Below are 17,807 nucleotides of genomic sequence, written 5' to 3'. Positions count from 1 at the left end.
CCATCAATTACTCACGCAGGGAGACACCTCCATGAACGTATTCATCACCGGCGCTGCCGGTTTTATCGGCGGTTCCATCGCCACTGGCCTGGTCAAGGCCGGCCATAACGTCACCGGCCTGGTGCGCAGCACCGAACAGGCTGCGGAAATGACTGCACTGGGCATCACGCCGGTAATCGGCACGCTGGATGACAACACGCTCTTGACCGAACAGGCGAAGAAAGCTGACGCGGTGATCAACGCCGCCAGCAGCGACCATCGCGGCGCCGTGGAAACCTTGCTGGCCGCGCTGCGCGGTTCCAACAAAACCTTCCTGCACACCAGCGGTTCGAGCATCGTTGGCGATGCGTCGGGCGGTAAGTCCAGCGATGTCATCTACTTTGAAGACAACCTGCCGGCGCCGACTGTCGACAAGGCTGCTCGCGTGGCCATCGACAACCTGATCCTGGCTGCCGCCAAAGATGGCGTGAACTCGGCAGTGATCTGCAACACCCTGATCTACGGTCACAGCCTGGGCGTCAAGCGCGACAGCGTGCAGTTGCCACGCTTGCTCAAGCAGGCACGCAAAAGCGGTGTAGTGCGGCATGTGGGCACCGGGCAGAACATCTGGTCCAACGTGCACATTGAAGACGTGGTTGCGTTGTACCTGCTGGCGCTGGAAAAGAATGTGCCGGGCACTTTCTACTTTGTGGAGAGTGGCGAAGCGGCGTTTGTCGACATGACCACCGCGATTGCCGAAGCGCTGAAGCTGGGTAAACCACAGGATTGGCCATTGGCGGATGCCGAGGCCGAGTGGGGTTATGAAATGGCCAACTATGGCCTGGGCTCCAACAGCCGGGTGCGCGGCAAGCATGCGCGGGAATTGCTGGGATGGGCGCCGAAGCGGACTTCTGTAGTCGAGTGGATTCGCAACGAGATGGTGTGATGTTCGCTTGAGACCGAGGCGAGCTCTTCGCGAGCAAGCCCGCTCCCACACTTAACCGAGTTCCAACTTTGGAATGCGGTCAAATGTGGGAGCGGGCTTGCTCGCGAAAGGGGCGACTCGGTCCAACGGTCTTACCCAACACTAGCCCCACCCCGCCCAATTCCGTACCATCCCCAGCCTTATCCCTCGCAACTCCCCGGTACTTCAATGAACCTCACCCGTCTGCGCGCCGACGCCCTGGCCGGACTCACCACGTCTTTTGCCTTGCTGCCCGAATGCATCGCCTTTGCCCTGGTGGCTCATCTCAACCCGCTGATGGGCCTCTACGGCGCATTCATCATCTGCACCCTTACCGCGCTGTTCGGCGGCCGGCCTGGCATGGTCTCCGGGGCCGCCGGCTCGATGGCGGTGGTGATCGTCGCGCTGGTGGTGCAGCACGGCGTGCAGTACCTGCTGGCCACGGTGTTGCTGGGCGGGTTGATCATGGTCGCCTTCGGCCTGTTGCGCCTGGGCAAGCTGGTGCGCATGGTGCCGCACCCGGTGATGCTCGGGTTCGTCAACGGCCTGGCGATCATCATTGCCCTGGCGCAGCTGGAGCATTTCAAGAGCGGTGACACCTGGCTCAGCGGCACGCCGCTGTACGTAATGACCGGCCTGGTCGCGGCAACCATGGCCATCGTCTACCTGCTGCCGCGCCTGACCCGCGCCGTACCGCCAGCCCTGGTGGCGATCCTCGGCGTTGGCCTGGCGGTGTACCTGCTCGGCCTGCCGACCCGCACCCTGGGCGACATGGCCCACATCGCCGGCGGCCTGCCGACCTTCGCGCTGCCACAGATTCCCTGGACCCTCGAAACCCTGCACATCATCGCGCCCTACGCGATCCTGATGGCCATGGTCGGCCTGCTGGAAACCCTGCTGACCCTCAACCTCACCGACGAAATCACCGAAACCCGCGGCTACCCGGACCGCGAAAGCGTGGCCTTGGGTGCCGCCAACATGGTCTCGGGCCTGTTCGGCGGCATGGGCGGTTGCGCGATGATCGGACAAACCGTGATCAACCTCAGTTCCGGCGGGCGCGGGCGCTTCTCCGGGGTATTTGCCGGGGTGATGATCCTGCTGTTCATTCTGTTTCTGTCACCGCTGATCGAGCGCATTCCGCTGGCGGCGCTGGTGGGGGTGATGTTTGTGGTGTCCCAGCAGACGTTTGCCTGGGCTTCGTTGCGGGTGATCAACAAGGTGCCGCTCAACGACGTGCTGGTGATCATGGCGGTGACGGTGATTACCGTGTTCACCGACCTGGCGACGGCGGTGCTGTGCGGGATTGTGATTGCGGCGCTGAACTTCGCCTGGCAGCAAGCGCGCGAGCTGTACGCGGATGAACATATGGAAGCGGACGGCAGCAAACTCTATCGGGTGCACGGCACGCTGTTTTTTGCCTCGACCACGCCGTTTTTGAATCGCTTCGATCCGGCCAACGACCCGGCCCAGGTGACGCTGGATTGCCGTCACTTGAGCTTCGTCGACTATTCAGCGATTGCTGCGTTGATGACCCTGCGCGAGCGCTACACCAAGGCCGGCAAGCATTTGCGGGTGCTGCACCTGTCCGAGCGCTGCCGCAAACTGCTCAAGCGTGCACGGGTGCAGCACGACTGACCGTTGTTGAAGTGCGATGATCGTTCCCACGCTCTGCGTGGGAACGCCGCTTTGGACGCTCCGCGTCCGCTCTTAAAATCGTGACGCGGAGCGTCACAGGATGCATTCCCACGCAGAGCGTGGGAACGATCATGGTCCGACCAGGTTTTCCAATTCCTGGGCGCGGGTCTGGGTCATGTCCAGCACGCAGCCGGAGCCGTTGACCTGATCAATGGTGCCGCCGGTGGCCGAGCCGATGAAGCCGCAATTGGCATCGCGAAACTTGATCCACTGGCGCTGTACGTCCTGCAATTGCTGCTTGCGGTTGCCTTCCATCGCCGTCATCGCGGTTTTGTAGGCGGTATTCAGGCGCGCGTCCTGCACCTTGGTTTCCTTGGCGTTGCAATCGACCATGTCGGCGGTGGTGTTGGCGCCGTCCATGCATTTTTTCAGTGCCGGGTTCTCATCGGCCGAGGCCGTGCCGCACAAGGCCAGCAACAGTGCGCCGGCGGCGAAAGGAACAAGCAGGGGGTTACGATTCATTCTGGGTTTTCCTGGTCATGAGTCGGTGTGCAGTCTAAGACTCGGCCTGCGCAGTTGAGTTTCCAGCCCCGGCGATCTTCATGTAAAAACGCCCCCCGAATTTTCATCCACTGACCCTGGGCATATCCCTGCGCGACAGGGCTTGTCTGTGGGCGAAAATTACTTTCATAAAAATTGAAAATGCACCTCGGTAATGATTTATGACTTTCACAACCTATTCGACGTGACCCTTTCCGAGGAGTACCGCATGGCCGCATCACCGGGGTATTGGCTGTTGATCTACGCCGCCATCGCCATCATTGCATTGATCGTATTGATCGCGCGTTACCGGCTCAACCCGTTTATCGTCATCACCCTGGTGTCTATCGGCCTGGCGCTGTTGGCCGGGATGCCGGCGGACACGATCATGGGCTCCTACGAGGCCGGCGTCGGCAAGACGCTGGGGCATATTGCGCTGGTGGTCGCGCTGGGCACCATGCTCGGCAAGATGATGGCCGAGTCCGGTGGCGCCGAGCAGGTGGCGCGCACGCTGATCAACCGGTTCGGCGAGCGTAACGCGCACTGGGCAATGGTGTGTATCGCGTTCCTGGTGGGGCTGCCGCTGTTTTTCGAGGTCGGTTTTGTGTTGCTGGTGCCGATCGCGTTTACCGTGGCGCGGCGGGTGGGCGTGTCGATCCTGATGGTCGGCCTGCCGATGGTGGCCGGCTTGTCGGTGGTGCATGCGCTGGTGCCGCCGCATCCGGCGGCGATGATGGCGGTGCTGGCCTATAACGCCTCGGTCGGGCAGACGGTGCTGTATGCAATTTTGATCGGCATACCCACCGCGATCATTGCCGGCCCGCTGTACGCCAAATTTATCGTGCCGCACATTCACCTGCCGGCGGAAAACCCGCTGGAACGCCAGTTCATCGACCGCGCGCCGCGCACCCGCCTGCCGAGTTTCACCCTGACCATGGGCACCATCCTGTTACCGGTGGTGCTGATGATGATCGGCGGCTGGGCCAACCTGATTTCCACACCGGGCACCGCCTTTAACCAGTTCCTGTTGTTTATCGGTAACTCGGTGATTGCGCTGCTGGTGGCGACCCTCGTGAGCTTCTGGACGCTGGGCCTGGCCCAGGGTTTCAACCGCGAATCGATCCTCAAGTTCACCAACGAATGCCTGGCACCGACCGCCAGCATCACCTTGCTGGTGGGCGCGGGCGGTGGTTTGAACCGGATTCTGGTGGACGCCGGGGTCACCAATGAAATCCTCGGCCTGGCCCACGCCTTCAACCTGTCGCCTTTGGTGATGGGCTGGCTGTTCGCTGCGCTGATGCGCATCGCCACCGGCTCGGCCACCGTGGCCATGACCACCGCCTCGGGGGTGGTCGCACCGGTTGCGATGGGCCTGGGTTATCCACACCCGGAATTGCTGGTGCTGGCCACCGGCGCGGGTTCGGTAATCTTTTCCCACGTAAACGACGGCGGCTTCTGGCTGATCAAGGAATACTTCAATATGACGGTGATCCAGACCTTCAAGACCTGGACCGTGCTGGAGACCCTGATTTCGGTGGTCGCCTTCGGTCTGACTTATGGTTTGTCCTGCATCTTGTAACCCGGAGCCGAACCGATGGACATCCTCTACCAGATCCGCGCCCGCCAGGATTCCTTCAGCGCCGGCGAAGGGCGTATCGCCAGGCTGATGCTCGATGATGTCGGCTTTGCAGCGTCCGCCAGCCTGGAAGAATTGTCCCAACGGGCCGAGGTCAGCACCGCCACCTTGTCGCGTTTTGCCCGCAGCGTCGGCTGCCGCGACCTGCGTGACCTGCGCCTGCAGCTGGCCCAGGCCAGCGGTGTCGGCAGCCGTTTCCTCGACCCGGCGGGCCTGCCGGAGCAGTCGGCGTTCCACCGGCAGATTCTCAGCGATATCGAGGCGACGTTGCGCCGGCACCTGTCCGGTTTCAACCAGCGCAGTTTTGTCGACGCCGTGAGCCTGCTGGGCAATGCGCGGATGATCCACGCGTTCGGCATGGGCGGGCCGTCGAGCCTGTGCAGCGACGAGTTGCAAGTGCGCCTGGTGCGCCTGGGCTACGCGATCAACGCCTGCCACGACCCGGTGATGATGCGCGTGACCGCCGCCACCCTGGGCCCGGAGCATGCGCTGATCGTCTGCTCGCTGACCGGCATCACCCCGGAGGTATTGGGCGTGGTGGCGCTGGCACGCAACTACGGCGCAAAAATCATCGCCATCACCCTGCCGGATTCACCGCTGGCGCAGTTGGCCGACGTGCTGCTGCCGCTGCAACCGGCCGAAACCAGTTTTATCTACAAGCCAACGGCGGCGCGCTACGGAATGCTGTTGGCCATCGATGTGCTCGCTACCGAGCTGGCCTTGGCCATGCCGGACGACAACCAGGAACGCCTGCGACGGATCAAGCTGGCCCTGGACGATTATCGCGGTGGCCCTGACAGCCTGCCGCTTGGAGATTGAGATGAAGTACCACACGCTGATCCGCCAGGCGCTGATCATTGATGGCAGCAACACCCCCGGCTATGTCGCCGATGTGGCAGTGCACGAGGGGCGTATCGAGAAGATCGGCGACCTGTCCCGGGACAGCGCCGAGCATGAAATCGACGCTGCCGGGCGCGTGTTGGCGCCGGGGTTTATCGACGTGCACACCCACGACGACACGGTGGTGATCCGTCACCCGCAGATGCTGCCCAAGCTGAGCCAAGGCGTGACCACGGTGATTGTCGGCAACTGCGGCATCAGCGCCTCGCCCGTGAGCTTGCAGGCTGATCCGCCGGACCCGATGAACCTGCTGGGCACCGCCGAGGCCTTTGCCTACCCACGGTTCAGCGATTACCGCGCGGCGGTGGAAAACGCCCACCCGGCCGTCAATGTGGCGGCCCTGATCGGCCACACCGCGCTGCGCAGCAACCATATGGACGACCTGCACCGTACCGCCACGCCGGGTGAAATCACCGCGATGCGCGTGCAGTTGCAGGAGAGTCTGGCGGACGGTGCCCTGGGTTTATCCACCGGGCTTGCATACGCCAGCGCCTTCAACGCCGAGACCGATGAAGTGCTGCAGTTGAGTGAAGAACTGACGGCGTATGGCGCGGTGTACACCACCCATTTGCGCAGCGAATTCGAACCGGTGCTGGAGGCGATGGACGAGGCTTTTCTGATCGGCCGGCATGCCAAGGCGCCGGTGATCATTTCCCACCTCAAGTGCGCGGGCGCCGGTAACTGGGGGCGCAGTCCGCAGTTGTTGGCCTCGCTGGAACACGCGGCGAAGACCCACCCGGTGGGCTGCGATTGCTACCCGTATGCGGCCAGCTCTTCGACCCTGGACCTCAAGCAAGTCACCGATGCGTTTCGCATCACCATCACCTGGTCTACGCCGCATCCGGAAATGGGCGGGCGGGATCTGCAGGATATCGCCGCCGAGTGGGCGGTGCCGCTGATGGACGCCGCACGCCGCCTGCAACCCGCCGGGGCGGTGTATTACGGGATGGACGAGACCGACGTGCAGCGCATCCTGGCGCATCCGCTGTCGATGATTGGCTCGGATGGTTTGCCGGAAGATCCGTTTCCTCATCCACGTCTGTGGGGCGCGTTTCCCCGGGTACTAGGGCACTTCAGCCGGGACCTTGGCTTGTTCCCGCTGCACACCGCCGTGCACAAGATGACCGGACTGTCGGCGGCGCGCTTTGGCCTGGCCGGGCGCGGTGAAATCCGTGAAGGACACTGGGCCGATCTGGTGCTGTTTGATCCGTTGCGGGTGCGGGATGTGGCGGACTTCAAGGAGCCGCAACGCGCGGCGGAAGGGATTGACGGTGTGTGGGTCAACGGCGTGCTCAGCTACAGCGACGGGCAGGCCAACGGGCAGCGTCCCGGACGATTCCTGGCGCGCAGTGGGGATTTGCGAAAGGGATTTGCGGCCGTATAGTGGCCGCTCTCAAACACGGAGCAATCGCCATGCACTTAGGAAAAGTCACCCCCATCTTGCGCAGTTTCGACGAGGCCAAAACGTTGGAGTTCTACGTCGACTTCCTGGGGTTCAAGGTCGATTGGCAGCACCGGTTTGAAGACAACTTTCCGCTGTACCTGCAGGTGTCGCTGGGGGACTGCGTGCTGCACTTGTCCGAGCACCATGGCGATTGCACGCCAGGTGCGGCGGTGCGGATTCAGGCTCAAGGGTTGGAAGCGTACCAGCAACAATTGCTGGCCAGGAATTACCGCAACGCCAAGCCCGGTATTGAAGACACGCCGTGGGGCAGCCGCGAGATGAGCATCAGCGACCCGTCTGGGAACCGGTTGGTGTTTGTTGAAGAAGTCAGCAGCTGAGGCTGCGCGCATAAATCGCAGGCAATAAAAAACCGCCTTAGTAGGGCGGTTTTTTATTGCAATCCCAGTTCGCGGCTGGGGTTGCGCCTCACCGGAAGCATTGACCTGCTGACCGGATACTACTGTCGGTTCAGGCATCACGCAAGGCCTGGTGTCACTCGGTGTTTTCAGTTCTTTGAGATCTACGCTATTTAAGGACGACTGCAAAAACTGGCAATAAATTCTTGGAGCGTTACCGGTGGATTAGTTCTCCCAGGTCACACCTTTGAGCGGGATGTTGGTTAGTATCGCCCCCGTTCTGTGTATGTCGTTTGTAGGTGGGCTGGGTACGCGCGCGAATTTATGGACCGAACGCCACGGGCTAGTAATCCGTGCCGGATTCATGCGGGAGGAACCAAAGCCCGGCCGCCTCACTGGAAGCATTGACCTGCGTCCGAAGGCTCACGTGTTCCGGTAAGTGCGCTGGAGGTAGGCCCAACTGATGGAGGGCCGAGTATGTCCAAGTTTGCACGACGTACGTGGGACCTCGTAGTGAACTCCCTGCGTGTTTATCACGTGTGGAAATTCCTGCGGGACAGCTTTGATGACCGTTAAGGTCTGAGAAGTGGGCCGCCCCGGTTTCGACCGGGGCGGCTTTTTTGTACCTGGGATTTACACCCGGAAATGGCTGACCATCTGCTGCAACTGCCCGCCCAAACGCGCCAGTTCCACACTCGACTTGGCCGTCTCGTCACTGGCCGCTGCAGTCTGCTCCGACACGTCCCGCACATTCACGATACTGCGGCTGATCTCTTCCGCCACGGCACTCTGCTGCTCGGCGGCTGCGGCGATCTGCTGGTTCATCGACTGGATATTCGACACCGTACGGGTGATGTTTTCCAGTGACACACCGGCCTTGCGCGTCAGTTCGACGCTGCTGTCGGTGAGGCTGCGGCTGTTGTTCATCACGGCGGCCACTTGCTGGGTGCCGTTCTGCAAACCGGCCACCAGGCCTTCGATTTCTTCGGTGGATTTCTGGGTGCGCTGGGCCAGGCCGCGCACCTCATCGGCGACCACCGCAAAACCGCGACCGGCTTCACCGGCACGCGCTGCTTCGATGGCGGCGTTGAGCGCCAGCAGGTTGGTCTGCTCGGCCACGGCCTTGATCACGTCCATCACGCTGCCGATCTTGTTGCTCTCTTGTTGCAGGTGCGTCATGGCGTCGGTGGAACGTGCCACTTCAGCTGCCAGGCGCTCGATCTGGGCGATGGCTTCGGCCACCACCTTGTCACCGGCACGGGCTTCACCGTCGGCGGCCGAGGCAGCCTGGGACGCTTGTTCGGCGTTGCGTGCGACTTCCTGCACGGTGGCGGTCATCTCGTGCATGGCGGTGGCCACTTGATCGGTCTCGATCTTCTGGCTGTTGACCCCGGCACTGGTCTGTTCGGTCACGGCCGACAGCTCTTCGGCGGCGCTGGCGATCTGGGTCACGCCGTCGCGGATGCCGCTGATCAGTTCACGCAGGGTGGTGCCCATGCGCTGGATGCCTTGCTGCAACACGCCGAGTTCGTCGCGGCGGGTCACCTGGATGTCGTGGCTCAGGTCGCCGGAAGCGATGCGCTCCACCACGGCGAGGGTCTCGCGCAGTGGGCGGGTGATCTGGCGGGTGATGATCACCGCAGCCACGATGCCCACCAGCAAGGCCAGCAATGTGCTGATCAGTTGCAGGCTGCGGGCCTGGGCGCTTTCCGCGTCACGACGTTGCAACTGGATGTCGTACAGCTTGTCGCTGATGGTGACAATGTCGGTGCCCTGGGTGGTCATTTCTGCCCGGGCCGAGACGATGTTGGCGTTGGCCGCCTTGTAGTTCTGCACCGCGCTGCGATAAGCACCGAGGGCGGTTTCCAGGGCCGTCAGTGCAGGCTGTTGGCTGGCGCCAAACGCTGCGTGCAGGCCTTTCAGACCGTCGATGGCTTTCTCGATCTGCGCGGCGGCGCGGGCTTCAGTCTCGGCGTTGACGTTACCGGTGTAGCCGCGCACTTCGTAGCGGGCCAACTGGAACTGTTCCTTGGCGCTGGTCACGGCCTCGAACTGGGCAAAGCGCTCGGTGCTCTCGGGCATCTGGCGCACGCTGGCGTCCAGGGCACTGATCTGCGCATTGGCGATGTCAGCCTTGTCGCCCATGACCTGGCGCGCGGCGTTACCGTTGCGGTAGGCCTCGCGCATTTTGTTCAAGGACTGCTGGTAAGCGGTGATGATCGCTTTTTGCTCATTGAGCAGCTTGAGGTTGTCCGGGCTCTTGAAGCTGTCCAGCAGCTTCTGTTGCTGGGCGACAAAACCGTCGAGGTTGGTCTGCACGTTTTGCGCCACGGCTTCGTCGCCGTTGGCCAACATGTATTGCAGGCGCACGATGCGCAGTTTGGTCAGCGAAGCGTTGAGCTGGGTGATGTCGCTCATCCAGTTGCTGCGGTCGATCAGGCCGCCCAGGCTGGTCCAGCCGGTGAGCGCGAGGATCGAGGTGAGGACCAGTACCAGGCCGAAGCCCAGGCCCAGTTTCATATTGACGCTGATGTTGCCGAACCAACTATTCATCGCATTCCTCCAGGAACAGATTTGCGGGTACATCCGGTTGCTGGAAGTAGCGACCAGCCGATGGGTAGTCAGGAGGTATCGGCAGCCCTGGCGAGAGCTGAAACGGTTTTTTCGTGAGGGCAGGATTTATGGAACGTGAGCGACGAGCGGTCGCACCGCCCTCATGCAGAGGGCGGTGCGAGGATCAGTGGACTTGGCGCATTCTTTTGCTGGTGGTGATGATGTCGATCAACGCTTCCCTGCTGCTGAAACGGCGGTCATCCAGGTTCCAGCGATTGACGAAGTGCCCCCTGGCATCCTGCTGCAACGCGGTGTGGACCAGTACGTCGTCGCGGTTTTTATGGACCATCTCCAACCCGTCGTCCAGGGTGCGCTGAAGCAGGTAGTCGCCTTTGCGCCGCAGGCGTTGTTCGAGGCTGAGGGGGGGTGCGGGCGTGGCAGGTAGCGGCAATGGCGCACCGGCGACTTCGACGTTTTTCTTGAAGTCGTAGCGCACCAGTGGCCATTGCTGCTCGCGCGGCAGCGCCTGGACGCTGGCGGGCTCACGCACAAAGCCGCTGGCCGAGCCGGGAGGCACATCGTCCAGCAGCAGACTGATGCCGTTGTTGAGCTCGGCAATGCCCGGCACGCCGCGATGGGTATTGGCGTGCGTTTCGCCCACCAGCGCGACCCACTTGTGTGGCCCCTGTTGAAGCTGATCAGCGCGGATCACCTGGGTTGCAAAGTAGTTGAACATTGATGTCCTGGAGGCGGGCATGCCGTCCACCCGCAAGCTGGCGACACAGTCGAGTGCGCGGATCCGCACGTTATGCTTCATCGCCACCTGCACCAAGCTGACAAAACCGTAGGGGCTGTCGGCCGGTACGCCATGGCCTTTGTCCAATGCGTTGAGGTAGCTCCACAGTTCATCTGGCATAAAGCCCAGGCTGTGGACGATATCCAGGTCGGCTTGATGCAGCTCGGTGGTGAGTTGCTCCATGTACAGGGTTTTTACTTCTCGCGGGCCCTTCAGGTATTCCATGTGCCGGCTGAGGAAGCCTTTGCTCGACGTACCGGCGTGGGCTTCGCCGACTACCAGGCCATCGGCGGTGTCCAGCAGTTGATCGATAAATTTCGCCTCATCCAGGGCCGGGTCGACCGCAGGCAGTGCTCCTCGAGCAGGCGGTGTGTGTTCGGTAAAAAACGCCTGGGCCTGATCCTGAAGTTTTTTGCGGGTCTGGTCGAACGTGGTTTGCGCCGCGCGACGGCTGCTGGCGGTCTCCCTGTAGGCGGTGGCGAAGAGCGCTTCACGCGTGCCTATCGGCAAGGTGATTTCCTCGCTGATCAGGCCCAGGTGTTCATGGGGCAGGTCAAAGGTGCTGAAGTGGCGCGGCGCCTCAACAGGCAGAGGGCGCGTTGGCCGTAGCGCGTGTGAGCGCTCCGCCGAGGGCCCCGGGTGCGGCGCCGGTTGGCGTGCCGTGTGCAACGACAGCTTCAGGTCGCCCTTGGCCAGGGCATCGCCGGGAATGCCGCCGGCCACATCCGCGATGACTCGGGTGGGTTGGTCGAAGGCGTCGTCGACCCGCAGGGCAATGCTCTTTTGCAGGTCGGCCAGGCCCGGCGTGCCGCGATAGGTACTCATGCGTTTTTGATCAACCAACGCTATCCAGCGCTCGCCCGGTTTTTTCGCCTGGTCATCGTTGATGAGGGTGTGGGAGTAAAAGTTGGTCAGCCGGTTGGCGCGAATCGGTGCCGGGCGTGAATCAAACAGGCACAGGGTGTTTTCCAGGTCGTAGGAGCTTGAGGCGTTCAACGGCCTGACCTCAATCCCGTGCTGTTGCGCGGTCTTTACCAGCATCCAGTGGCCGTACAACCCTTCGGGGTCGCGGTAATTTTCCTTGTCGATGGATTTGAGCTGGCCCTCGGCCCGTTTGGAGAAGCCACTGGAAAACCGTGAGTGGGTTTTCAGGTGATGAATGTCGCGCCACAGCGGCTCGATATAGAGAACCATCACGTTCAGTTCGCGCAGGTATTGCATGTTTTCGATCAGCACCTGTTTAGCTGCGGTGGAAAACGGTGCCTCGCCCACTACCAGGTGGTGCGCGTCATCGATCAGCAGCTTGAGCAAATCACGCAGGGCGATGTCTGGCGCCGGGTTCAGGGTTTCGGCCCGGGGAACCACGGCGGGCAACCGTGCAAAAAACGCGTCGGCGTCATCCGTCAGGGCCCTGACATTGTCCAGGTGCTGTTTGAGTGCCGGGGCGAGTTGCCGACGCGAGATCCAGATGCTGTGGGTATTGAGGTCTCGATCCAGGTAGGCGATCTGCAGGAACAGCGCCGACCTGTCCTCGGGGGCGATGACGGCCGCTACGTCCCGGCGAAACTTTTCCGACAACTCATAGGGCTGCCCGAGTCTTTCAGGGCCAGGCATGCCACCGATGACACCGGAGCGCTGCCACTGGCCGTCCACCGTCTGGTTCACCAGCTTGCCGGTGGAGCGCAATTGCCCGCTGGCGTTGTCGTAGCGAAACAACAGGAATCGCCCCAGGCTGTCCGGGGTGTGCGAGGCCCACAGGCTGTCGCCGGCAAACAGCACGGGCTGCATGCCCTGGGGCAAGGGGGGTTGCGGTTGCAGTTGCTTGATCAAGCTCATGGCCTGTTGGTCCTTGGTCACCCGGGCAATATGGCGCAACGGCGGACGGGCGAGCTTGACGGGGGCGAACAGCAGGGGCCGCAGGTCGGTCAACAACGTCCCGCCGGCATTGAGCAGCGCACCCAGATAGTGTCCCAGCGCGGCGGCGGTGTCGTTGCGGCTGTAGGCATGCAGGGCGAGCATCGAATCCTTGAACACCAGCAAGCCGCCCAAGGCCAGGCTCAGTGTCGGGAAGGGCGCGGTCAGCACGGCAATGGTGATTTCGCCGATCACGCTGACCAGCTCCATGATCATCTGCAAGCGCCCGGTGGTGGTGCTTTTGACTTCGTCGATACGGTGACGCAGCTTTTTGTCGTAGGTGTGGTAATGCAGGTTCTTCAGCGGCAGTGCGGTGCGAGGCACTTCGTCGAACACCGGCTTGGAATACACCCCCTTGAGCTGTGCCGGCAGGCCGGCCACCAACGCATGCAACCTCGGCTCGAACGCCGCGCGCTCAACGCTGGCGACCCGGCTGATGTAGTAGGTGTCCATGCCTTCAAGCTTTTTCAGGCGTTCGTTGAATTCCCGTTGCGGCCTGAAGGCGATGCCATCCGGTGCGTGCGGGGTGTAGAGCAGGGGCAGGTCGTTGGCGTGGTGGAACAGGTAGCAGCCATCGATCACTTGCCCGCTGATGTGCAGGGGATAGAGCCGATACCGATTGCGCACGGCATCGCTGTTATCGGCCAGGCTGTCGATGCTTTTTTCCAGCCAGGCCAGGTCGCTTGTTGCCAGGCAGCCTTGCAGGCAGCACTCAAGCGCAGCGACGTGCATGTGCAGTTGGGCAACCTCCAGGGCCATGTTGCGGCGCCATGCATAGTGGGGGCCTTGCGGGTCCAACAGGGTTTTCTCGACCTCGGCGACATAGCGGTCACCGATCCAGGTACCTCTGACCGAGTTGCTCACCGTTTGCGCGGTGAGTCGACTCAGGTCGACGCCGGGCGGTCCCTTGAACTGCGCGGTGGTGCTGGCGTCGGGGTTGATAAAGCCCAGGCTGGCGTCGTAGCCGTTGCGGTACAGCGTGGTGTAGCTGACGCGTTCGCGCGGGGTGATCACGCCCACGAGGTTTGGGTCTACCGCCGGGATCGGGTTGCCGAGCAGTTGGTTGAGGGCGGCTTTTGCCGCCTTGTGCAAGTAACTGTCGAAGTCGGGAAACTGTTGTGGGCTACCCGGGCTTGCGGCGTAGGCCTGTGCCGCGCCCAGTGCCTGTTCCTTGAGATCGGCGAGTTTCTGTCGGTCGGCTGCCGATGCCTGGCTCAGCCACTTTGGCATCTGATACAGGTATTCATCGGCCTGCATGGCCAGCGTCGTGGTGCTCATTTCCACCAGGCAGGCCTCATAGGTGGAGGGCGCGCCGAAACTGATCATCAAATACTCAAGGCTGGCCGGGGTAAAACCCAGGGCGGAAAGCATCGCGCTGTATTTGGGCCGGATCCGGCTGACCAACTGTTCAAGCAGGTAGTCTTTCATGCTGCGCGAATCGGGAGCGGACGCTATCTCCTGACTCCAGCCGAGGATATGCGCCTGCAATTCCCGCTCGCTGCCAAAGGCCTGGAACTGTTCGGCGCGTGGCGCATGAGGCGTGCACAGCAGCAAGCGTTTGACCGCGCCCGTTGCATCGGTCTGGCGCAGCACCCACAGGTCCTTGAGCGGAGCCTTGTGCAGGAACAGACAGCAGGCGGTAAGTGTGGGCGATGGACCTTCACTCAGGGTCTGCAGCAGTGCGTAGTCGTCCGCGCTGATATGGTTTTGCAACGATGCACTGTAGGCCAGCGCGTGCAGGCGGCTGTCGAGCATCTGCTGCATGGCTTCCTGTACGGCGGGCAAACTGTGGGCGCGCTTTTGTTCTTCGGCGAAGCTCAGGCTTGGTTGAACCTTGGCCAGCAGGTCGGCGAGGTAAGCCGGGGTGACGTCCTGGAACTCGGGCGGCAATGGCTGCTGGGCGTAGGTCAGTTGGGTGTGCTCGAGAAACTCGGAACCGGCGTGTTCATCGCCACGGTGCAAGCCACGTACCGCCAGTTGCACCAGGTTGTTGTGCTGGTTGTACGAGTTGCCTGACTTCAGGGTGCGCTCGGTGCTGATCTGCAGTTGCTCGGGGATCAGGCCCTGGATATCCAGGTCGTCGTCCAGGTGCTCAAGCAATTGCAGGCGCGCCATGGCCTCCGGCGAGGCCGCCGGGCCGAGCAGCGCCAGCACTTGCAGGCTGAGGTGTTCGTAAGTGCGCAGGTGTTCGGCGAGGGTTTTGCGCTGAGACTCATTGGCGCTGCGGTACCAGTCGGGGGCGGATTCGTGGAGCAGTTTTTCCAGTAACTGTTGCGCGCGCAGTTCCAGGCGCGAGGACAGGTCCCAAGGCGAGCAGCGCAGCGCCTGGTCCAGTTCGAGGGTCATTCTGGCGACGTCTGTCGGCGCGGGGTGGCCGTCCAGGCCAAGGGCAAACGCGATGTCCTGATGTTGTTTGTCCTGCAGGGCGTTGTAGGTGTGTTCGTTCAGCGGGAGGCTGTCGATAGGGCCTGGCACCAGCGGCCAGATACTCGCCGCGCGCAAGTGCTGGTAACGGCGCGGCAAGTGTTGCAGCAGTTCCTGACGCCAGGCCGCCTGCTTCATGCGCTCTTGCAGCGTGCGATCCAGGTGTTTGAGCGAGGTGAAAGCCTCCAGGCCTCGGGAAGGGGTGAACAGCAACACATCACCGTCCTCGATTTCCAGGTGGGTGGCCGGTGTCTGGCTACGCGTGAGGACGAACGCCCCGGCGAACTCGATGGTCTGCTGGCGGTAGCGAAACGTCAGGCGATGGATTCCCGGGCGCAGCTCGGGGCCGCTGACGATATTCGTCACCAGCAGCTGGTCGGCAGGGCTGAGCAGGCGATCCTTGACCTTCAGCCTGGCCTCGGCCTCCAGCATCGGCTGGTGGCTGTCGAGTATCCAGTTCTTGCGTAGATGGCCGTTGGGCCGCCGTTCGATTTCCAGGGCCGCCAGCTTCTTGTGCAATGCCTGGCTGATGCGCGTGCGGTTCAACCGGCCGGGTTCGCCCTGGATCACCCAGTCGCCGGGGACGGTGTAATGCACCTGTGCGTTCTGCAGGCTCCAGCGGCTTTCTTCTGCCAGGGCGGTGTGCAATGCCTGCACCTCCAGCAACTCGGTAGAAGACTGCGCTGCCGGTGCGTGGCCGTTGGGGAAAATCTGTAGACGATGACCGATTTGCAGCAGGTAGCCGTTCAGTTGTTCCGGGGTAAGTGGTGATGTGTTCGGGGGCTGGGCGGGCATGGCCGGTCCTCAGGGAGTCAATGGTCCCTGAGGGTGCGCAGTCTCGGCGTGTGGATGGCGGTAGTTAGTTACTCAAGGCCTCGACCACGGTCAGTATCAGGCGTGACGGGCAATCGGTACTCAGGTGTAGCGTGTTGCGCGCCACCCTGGGATGTTCTGCCTGGCCGGGTGCTTCGCCGCTGTTGGGGTTGACGTCAAAGCGCGGGAAGTTGCTGCTGGCGATGTCCAGGCGCAACCGGTGGCCGCGCTGGAACAGATTGCAGGTGGCGAAGGGTTCGATCGCCACCTTGACCCGCTCACCCGGGGTCAGCAGGGTGGGGTGCTCCCAGGTGTTTCGGTAGCGGGCCCGCAGGATGCCGTCGGTGATGTTCATGGCGTAGCCGTCCGGGTAGACGTCGACCAGTTTGGCGGTGAAGTCGGTGTCGGGCGCATCGCTGTCGATCCATAGCTCTACGCGCAGCGGGCCTGCGACGATCAGGTCGTGGCTGAGTGGCTCGGTCTGGAAGCTTAAGACATCGCTGCGCTCGGCCAGGGGGCGCTGGTCGCCACGGGTACCGAAGAAGTCCGCCCGCTCGCGTTGGTCGAAAGCGCCGCCGACAAAAATCGGCGCGCCGGAGGTCAGGGCGCCACCGATGGTCGGCACCGGATCGGCCGGGTCGGCGCAGTAGCTGAGCTGGCCCTCGGTGGTCGGCGGTTCAGGTTGCAGTTGGCGTTGTGCGGTGAGGTGCAGGGTGAGTTGCCGGCTATCCGGTAGCGGCCATTGATGACTGTCGATCCAGTGCCCGCCATGTTGCAAGCGCCCCTGTTGATCGCGCTCACCGGTGCCACCGCCCATCAAGAACACCTTCACCGCCGCGGCTGCAGGCAGCGGCGAACCCTTGAGGGTGCGTTCAAACCAGTCCAGGCGGCAGCTCAACCAGTCTTTCGCCACCTGCCCGTCGAAAGCCGCTGGCGCACCAAATTGCGCATCGCCACTGTGAGTGATATTGCGATCACCATGCAGCCAGGGGCCCATGATCAACTGATGCTGCGCCGTACTGCCGGCGCAAAACGCCGCGTAGTTGGCGAGGGTCGAACTGACATAGGCATCGTACCAACTGGACATGAACAGCACCGGGATATCCGGCAGATCGTGGTAATGCCCTTCGGCGTAGATGCCCGGCGCTTGCCAGTACGGGCCGAAGTCGCCCTGGGCCCACTGCTCCAGCAGATAGGCTTCGTACTCCGGCACATGCCGCAGGGGCGATTGCCCGGCGTGCCACGGCATGCGCTTGAACCACTGGTGGATGTCTTCCTGTTCCAGGGCTTCGAGGATCTTCGGATCCGCCAGTGCCGCCGGGCTTTCCTTGGCCTGGCGAAACGCCCAGGTGGCTTGCTTGAGCTCCAGCGCGCCGCCCTGGCGAATCCCGCATTGGTAGGCATTGGCGAAGCCGCCGCTGTCCAGCACCATGCTGGCGAGGCCCGGCGGATGCAGGCAGGCCATCGCCAGTTGCGTGTGGGCGGCGTAGGACAGGCCCATGCTGCCAATCTTGCCGTTGCACCACGGCTGCTCGACGATCCAGGCCAGGGTGTCGCAACCGTCTTTGCCCTCGGCGGTGTATTTGGTGAACACGCCTTCGGAGGCATAGCGCCCGCGGCAATCCTGGAAGATCGCGACAAAGCCCTGGGCCGTGAACCGCGCGGCCATTTGCTCGCGGGAAATATGCTGGCCGTCGAGCTGGATTTCCGAGCGCGATGGTTTGCTCTTGTCGTACGGGGTGCGTTCGATCACCACCGGAAAAGGGCCTGGACCTTGGGGCAAGTAGATATCGGTGGCCAGGTGGATGCCGTCGCGCATGGCGATCATCTGGTTGTGCAACGTCTGCATGGGG

9 protein-coding genes and 2 pseudogenes are annotated in these 17,807 nt (G+C 62.5%); 6 read left to right on the top strand and 5 right to left on the bottom strand.

Features of this window, described 5'->3' with window-relative positions:
- Nucleotides 1–31: 31 nt before the first annotated feature.
- Both HX811_RS19900 and HX811_RS19895 read left to right on the top strand, forming a co-directional pair.
- On the top strand, nt 32–925 hold the full coding sequence (locus tag HX811_RS19900; RefSeq protein ID WP_177047041.1) for an NAD-dependent epimerase/dehydratase family protein: 894 nt from the start codon (nt 32–34) through the stop codon (nt 923–925).
- 207 nt (nt 926–1,132) lie between these two features.
- Nucleotides 1,133–2,578: a SulP family inorganic anion transporter gene (locus HX811_RS19895; protein ID WP_087693438.1), complete on the top strand. Its 1,446-nt coding sequence runs from the start codon at nt 1,133–1,135 to the stop codon at nt 2,576–2,578.
- 129 nt (nt 2,579–2,707) lie between these two features.
- On the opposite strand, the gene HX811_RS19890 is transcribed toward HX811_RS19895, so the two are convergent.
- A complete protein-coding gene (locus HX811_RS19890) occupies nt 2,708–3,100 on the bottom strand; it encodes a lysozyme inhibitor LprI family protein (protein ID WP_177040605.1) in 393 nt (130 codons plus the stop codon).
- Nucleotides 3,101–3,293: 193 nt separating this feature from the next.
- On the opposite strand from HX811_RS19890, the gene HX811_RS19885 reads away from it, so the two are divergent.
- From HX811_RS19885 to HX811_RS19870, 4 genes are read left to right on the top strand one after another with little or no spacing between them, the layout of a single operon-like run.
- The gene (locus tag HX811_RS19885) at nt 3,294–4,697 is read left to right on the top strand and encodes a gluconate:H+ symporter (protein ID WP_177047039.1); all 1,404 of its coding nucleotides are present in this window, start codon (nt 3,294–3,296) and stop codon (nt 4,695–4,697) included.
- 15 nt (nt 4,698–4,712) lie between these two features.
- On the top strand, nt 4,713–5,573 hold the full coding sequence (locus HX811_RS19880) for a MurR/RpiR family transcriptional regulator (RefSeq protein ID WP_102604479.1): 861 nt from the start codon (nt 4,713–4,715) through the stop codon (nt 5,571–5,573).
- A gap of 1 nt (nt 5,574) precedes the next feature.
- Complete coding sequence (locus tag HX811_RS19875; protein ID WP_177047037.1) at nt 5,575–7,038, top strand: amidohydrolase family protein; 1,464 nt, start codon at nt 5,575–5,577, stop codon at nt 7,036–7,038.
- Between the two features lie 29 nt (nt 7,039–7,067).
- Nucleotides 7,068–7,436: a glyoxalase superfamily protein gene (locus tag HX811_RS19870; RefSeq protein WP_177021603.1), complete on the top strand. Its 369-nt coding sequence runs from the start codon at nt 7,068–7,070 to the stop codon at nt 7,434–7,436.
- Between the two features lie 651 nt (nt 7,437–8,087).
- Here HX811_RS19870 and HX811_RS32280 read toward each other — a convergent pair.
- The 4 genes and pseudogenes from HX811_RS32280 to HX811_RS19855 all read right to left on the bottom strand — a co-directional run.
- Nucleotides 8,088–8,684, bottom strand: a pseudogene (locus tag HX811_RS32280) (methyl-accepting chemotaxis protein); the annotation flags it as partial.
- Nucleotides 8,685–8,942: 258 nt separating this feature from the next.
- Nucleotides 8,943–9,974 (bottom strand): annotated as a pseudogene (locus HX811_RS32275) (methyl-accepting chemotaxis protein); the annotation flags it as partial.
- Between the two features lie 217 nt (nt 9,975–10,191).
- Nucleotides 10,192–15,936, bottom strand: a complete 5,745-nt coding sequence (locus HX811_RS19860) for a membrane-targeted effector domain-containing toxin (protein ID WP_177047033.1) — start codon at nt 15,934–15,936, stop codon at nt 10,192–10,194.
- A 64-nt stretch (nt 15,937–16,000) separates the two neighbouring features.
- Nucleotides 16,001–17,803, bottom strand: a complete 1,803-nt coding sequence (locus tag HX811_RS19855) for a CocE/NonD family hydrolase (protein ID WP_177047061.1) — start codon at nt 17,801–17,803, stop codon at nt 16,001–16,003.
- Nucleotides 17,804–17,807: the final 4 nt, after the last annotated feature.

This window comes from Pseudomonas sp. F8002 (assembly GCF_013385495.1).
Taxonomy (GTDB): Bacteria; Pseudomonadota; Gammaproteobacteria; order Pseudomonadales; family Pseudomonadaceae; genus Aquipseudomonas.
The sequence above is the reverse complement of the archived record's forward strand: the minus strand, read 5'-3'. Positions and strand labels throughout refer to the sequence as shown.

What these genes read in the sequence shown, in the direction of transcription:
- HX811_RS19900 (WP_177047041.1), top strand. Translation starts at nt 32, where the DNA reads ATGAACGTATTCATCACCGGCGCTGCCGGTTTTATCGGCGGTTCCATC.
- HX811_RS19895 (WP_087693438.1), top strand. Translation starts at nt 1,133, where the DNA reads ATGAACCTCACCCGTCTGCGCGCCGACGCCCTGGCCGGACTCACCACG.
- HX811_RS19890 (WP_177040605.1), bottom strand. Translation starts at nt 3,100, where the DNA reads ATGAATCGTAACCCCCTGCTTGTTCCTTTCGCCGCCGGCGCACTGTTG.
- HX811_RS19885 (WP_177047039.1), top strand. Translation starts at nt 3,294, where the DNA reads ATGATTTATGACTTTCACAACCTATTCGACGTGACCCTTTCCGAGGAG.
- HX811_RS19880 (WP_102604479.1), top strand. Translation starts at nt 4,713, where the DNA reads ATGGACATCCTCTACCAGATCCGCGCCCGCCAGGATTCCTTCAGCGCC.
- HX811_RS19875 (WP_177047037.1), top strand. Translation starts at nt 5,575, where the DNA reads ATGAAGTACCACACGCTGATCCGCCAGGCGCTGATCATTGATGGCAGC.
- HX811_RS19870 (WP_177021603.1), top strand. Translation starts at nt 7,068, where the DNA reads ATGCACTTAGGAAAAGTCACCCCCATCTTGCGCAGTTTCGACGAGGCC.
- HX811_RS19860 (WP_177047033.1), bottom strand. Translation starts at nt 15,936, where the DNA reads ATGCCCGCCCAGCCCCCGAACACATCACCACTTACCCCGGAACAACTG.
- HX811_RS19855 (WP_177047061.1), bottom strand. Translation starts at nt 17,803, where the DNA reads ATGCAGACGTTGCACAACCAGATGATCGCCATGCGCGACGGCATCCAC.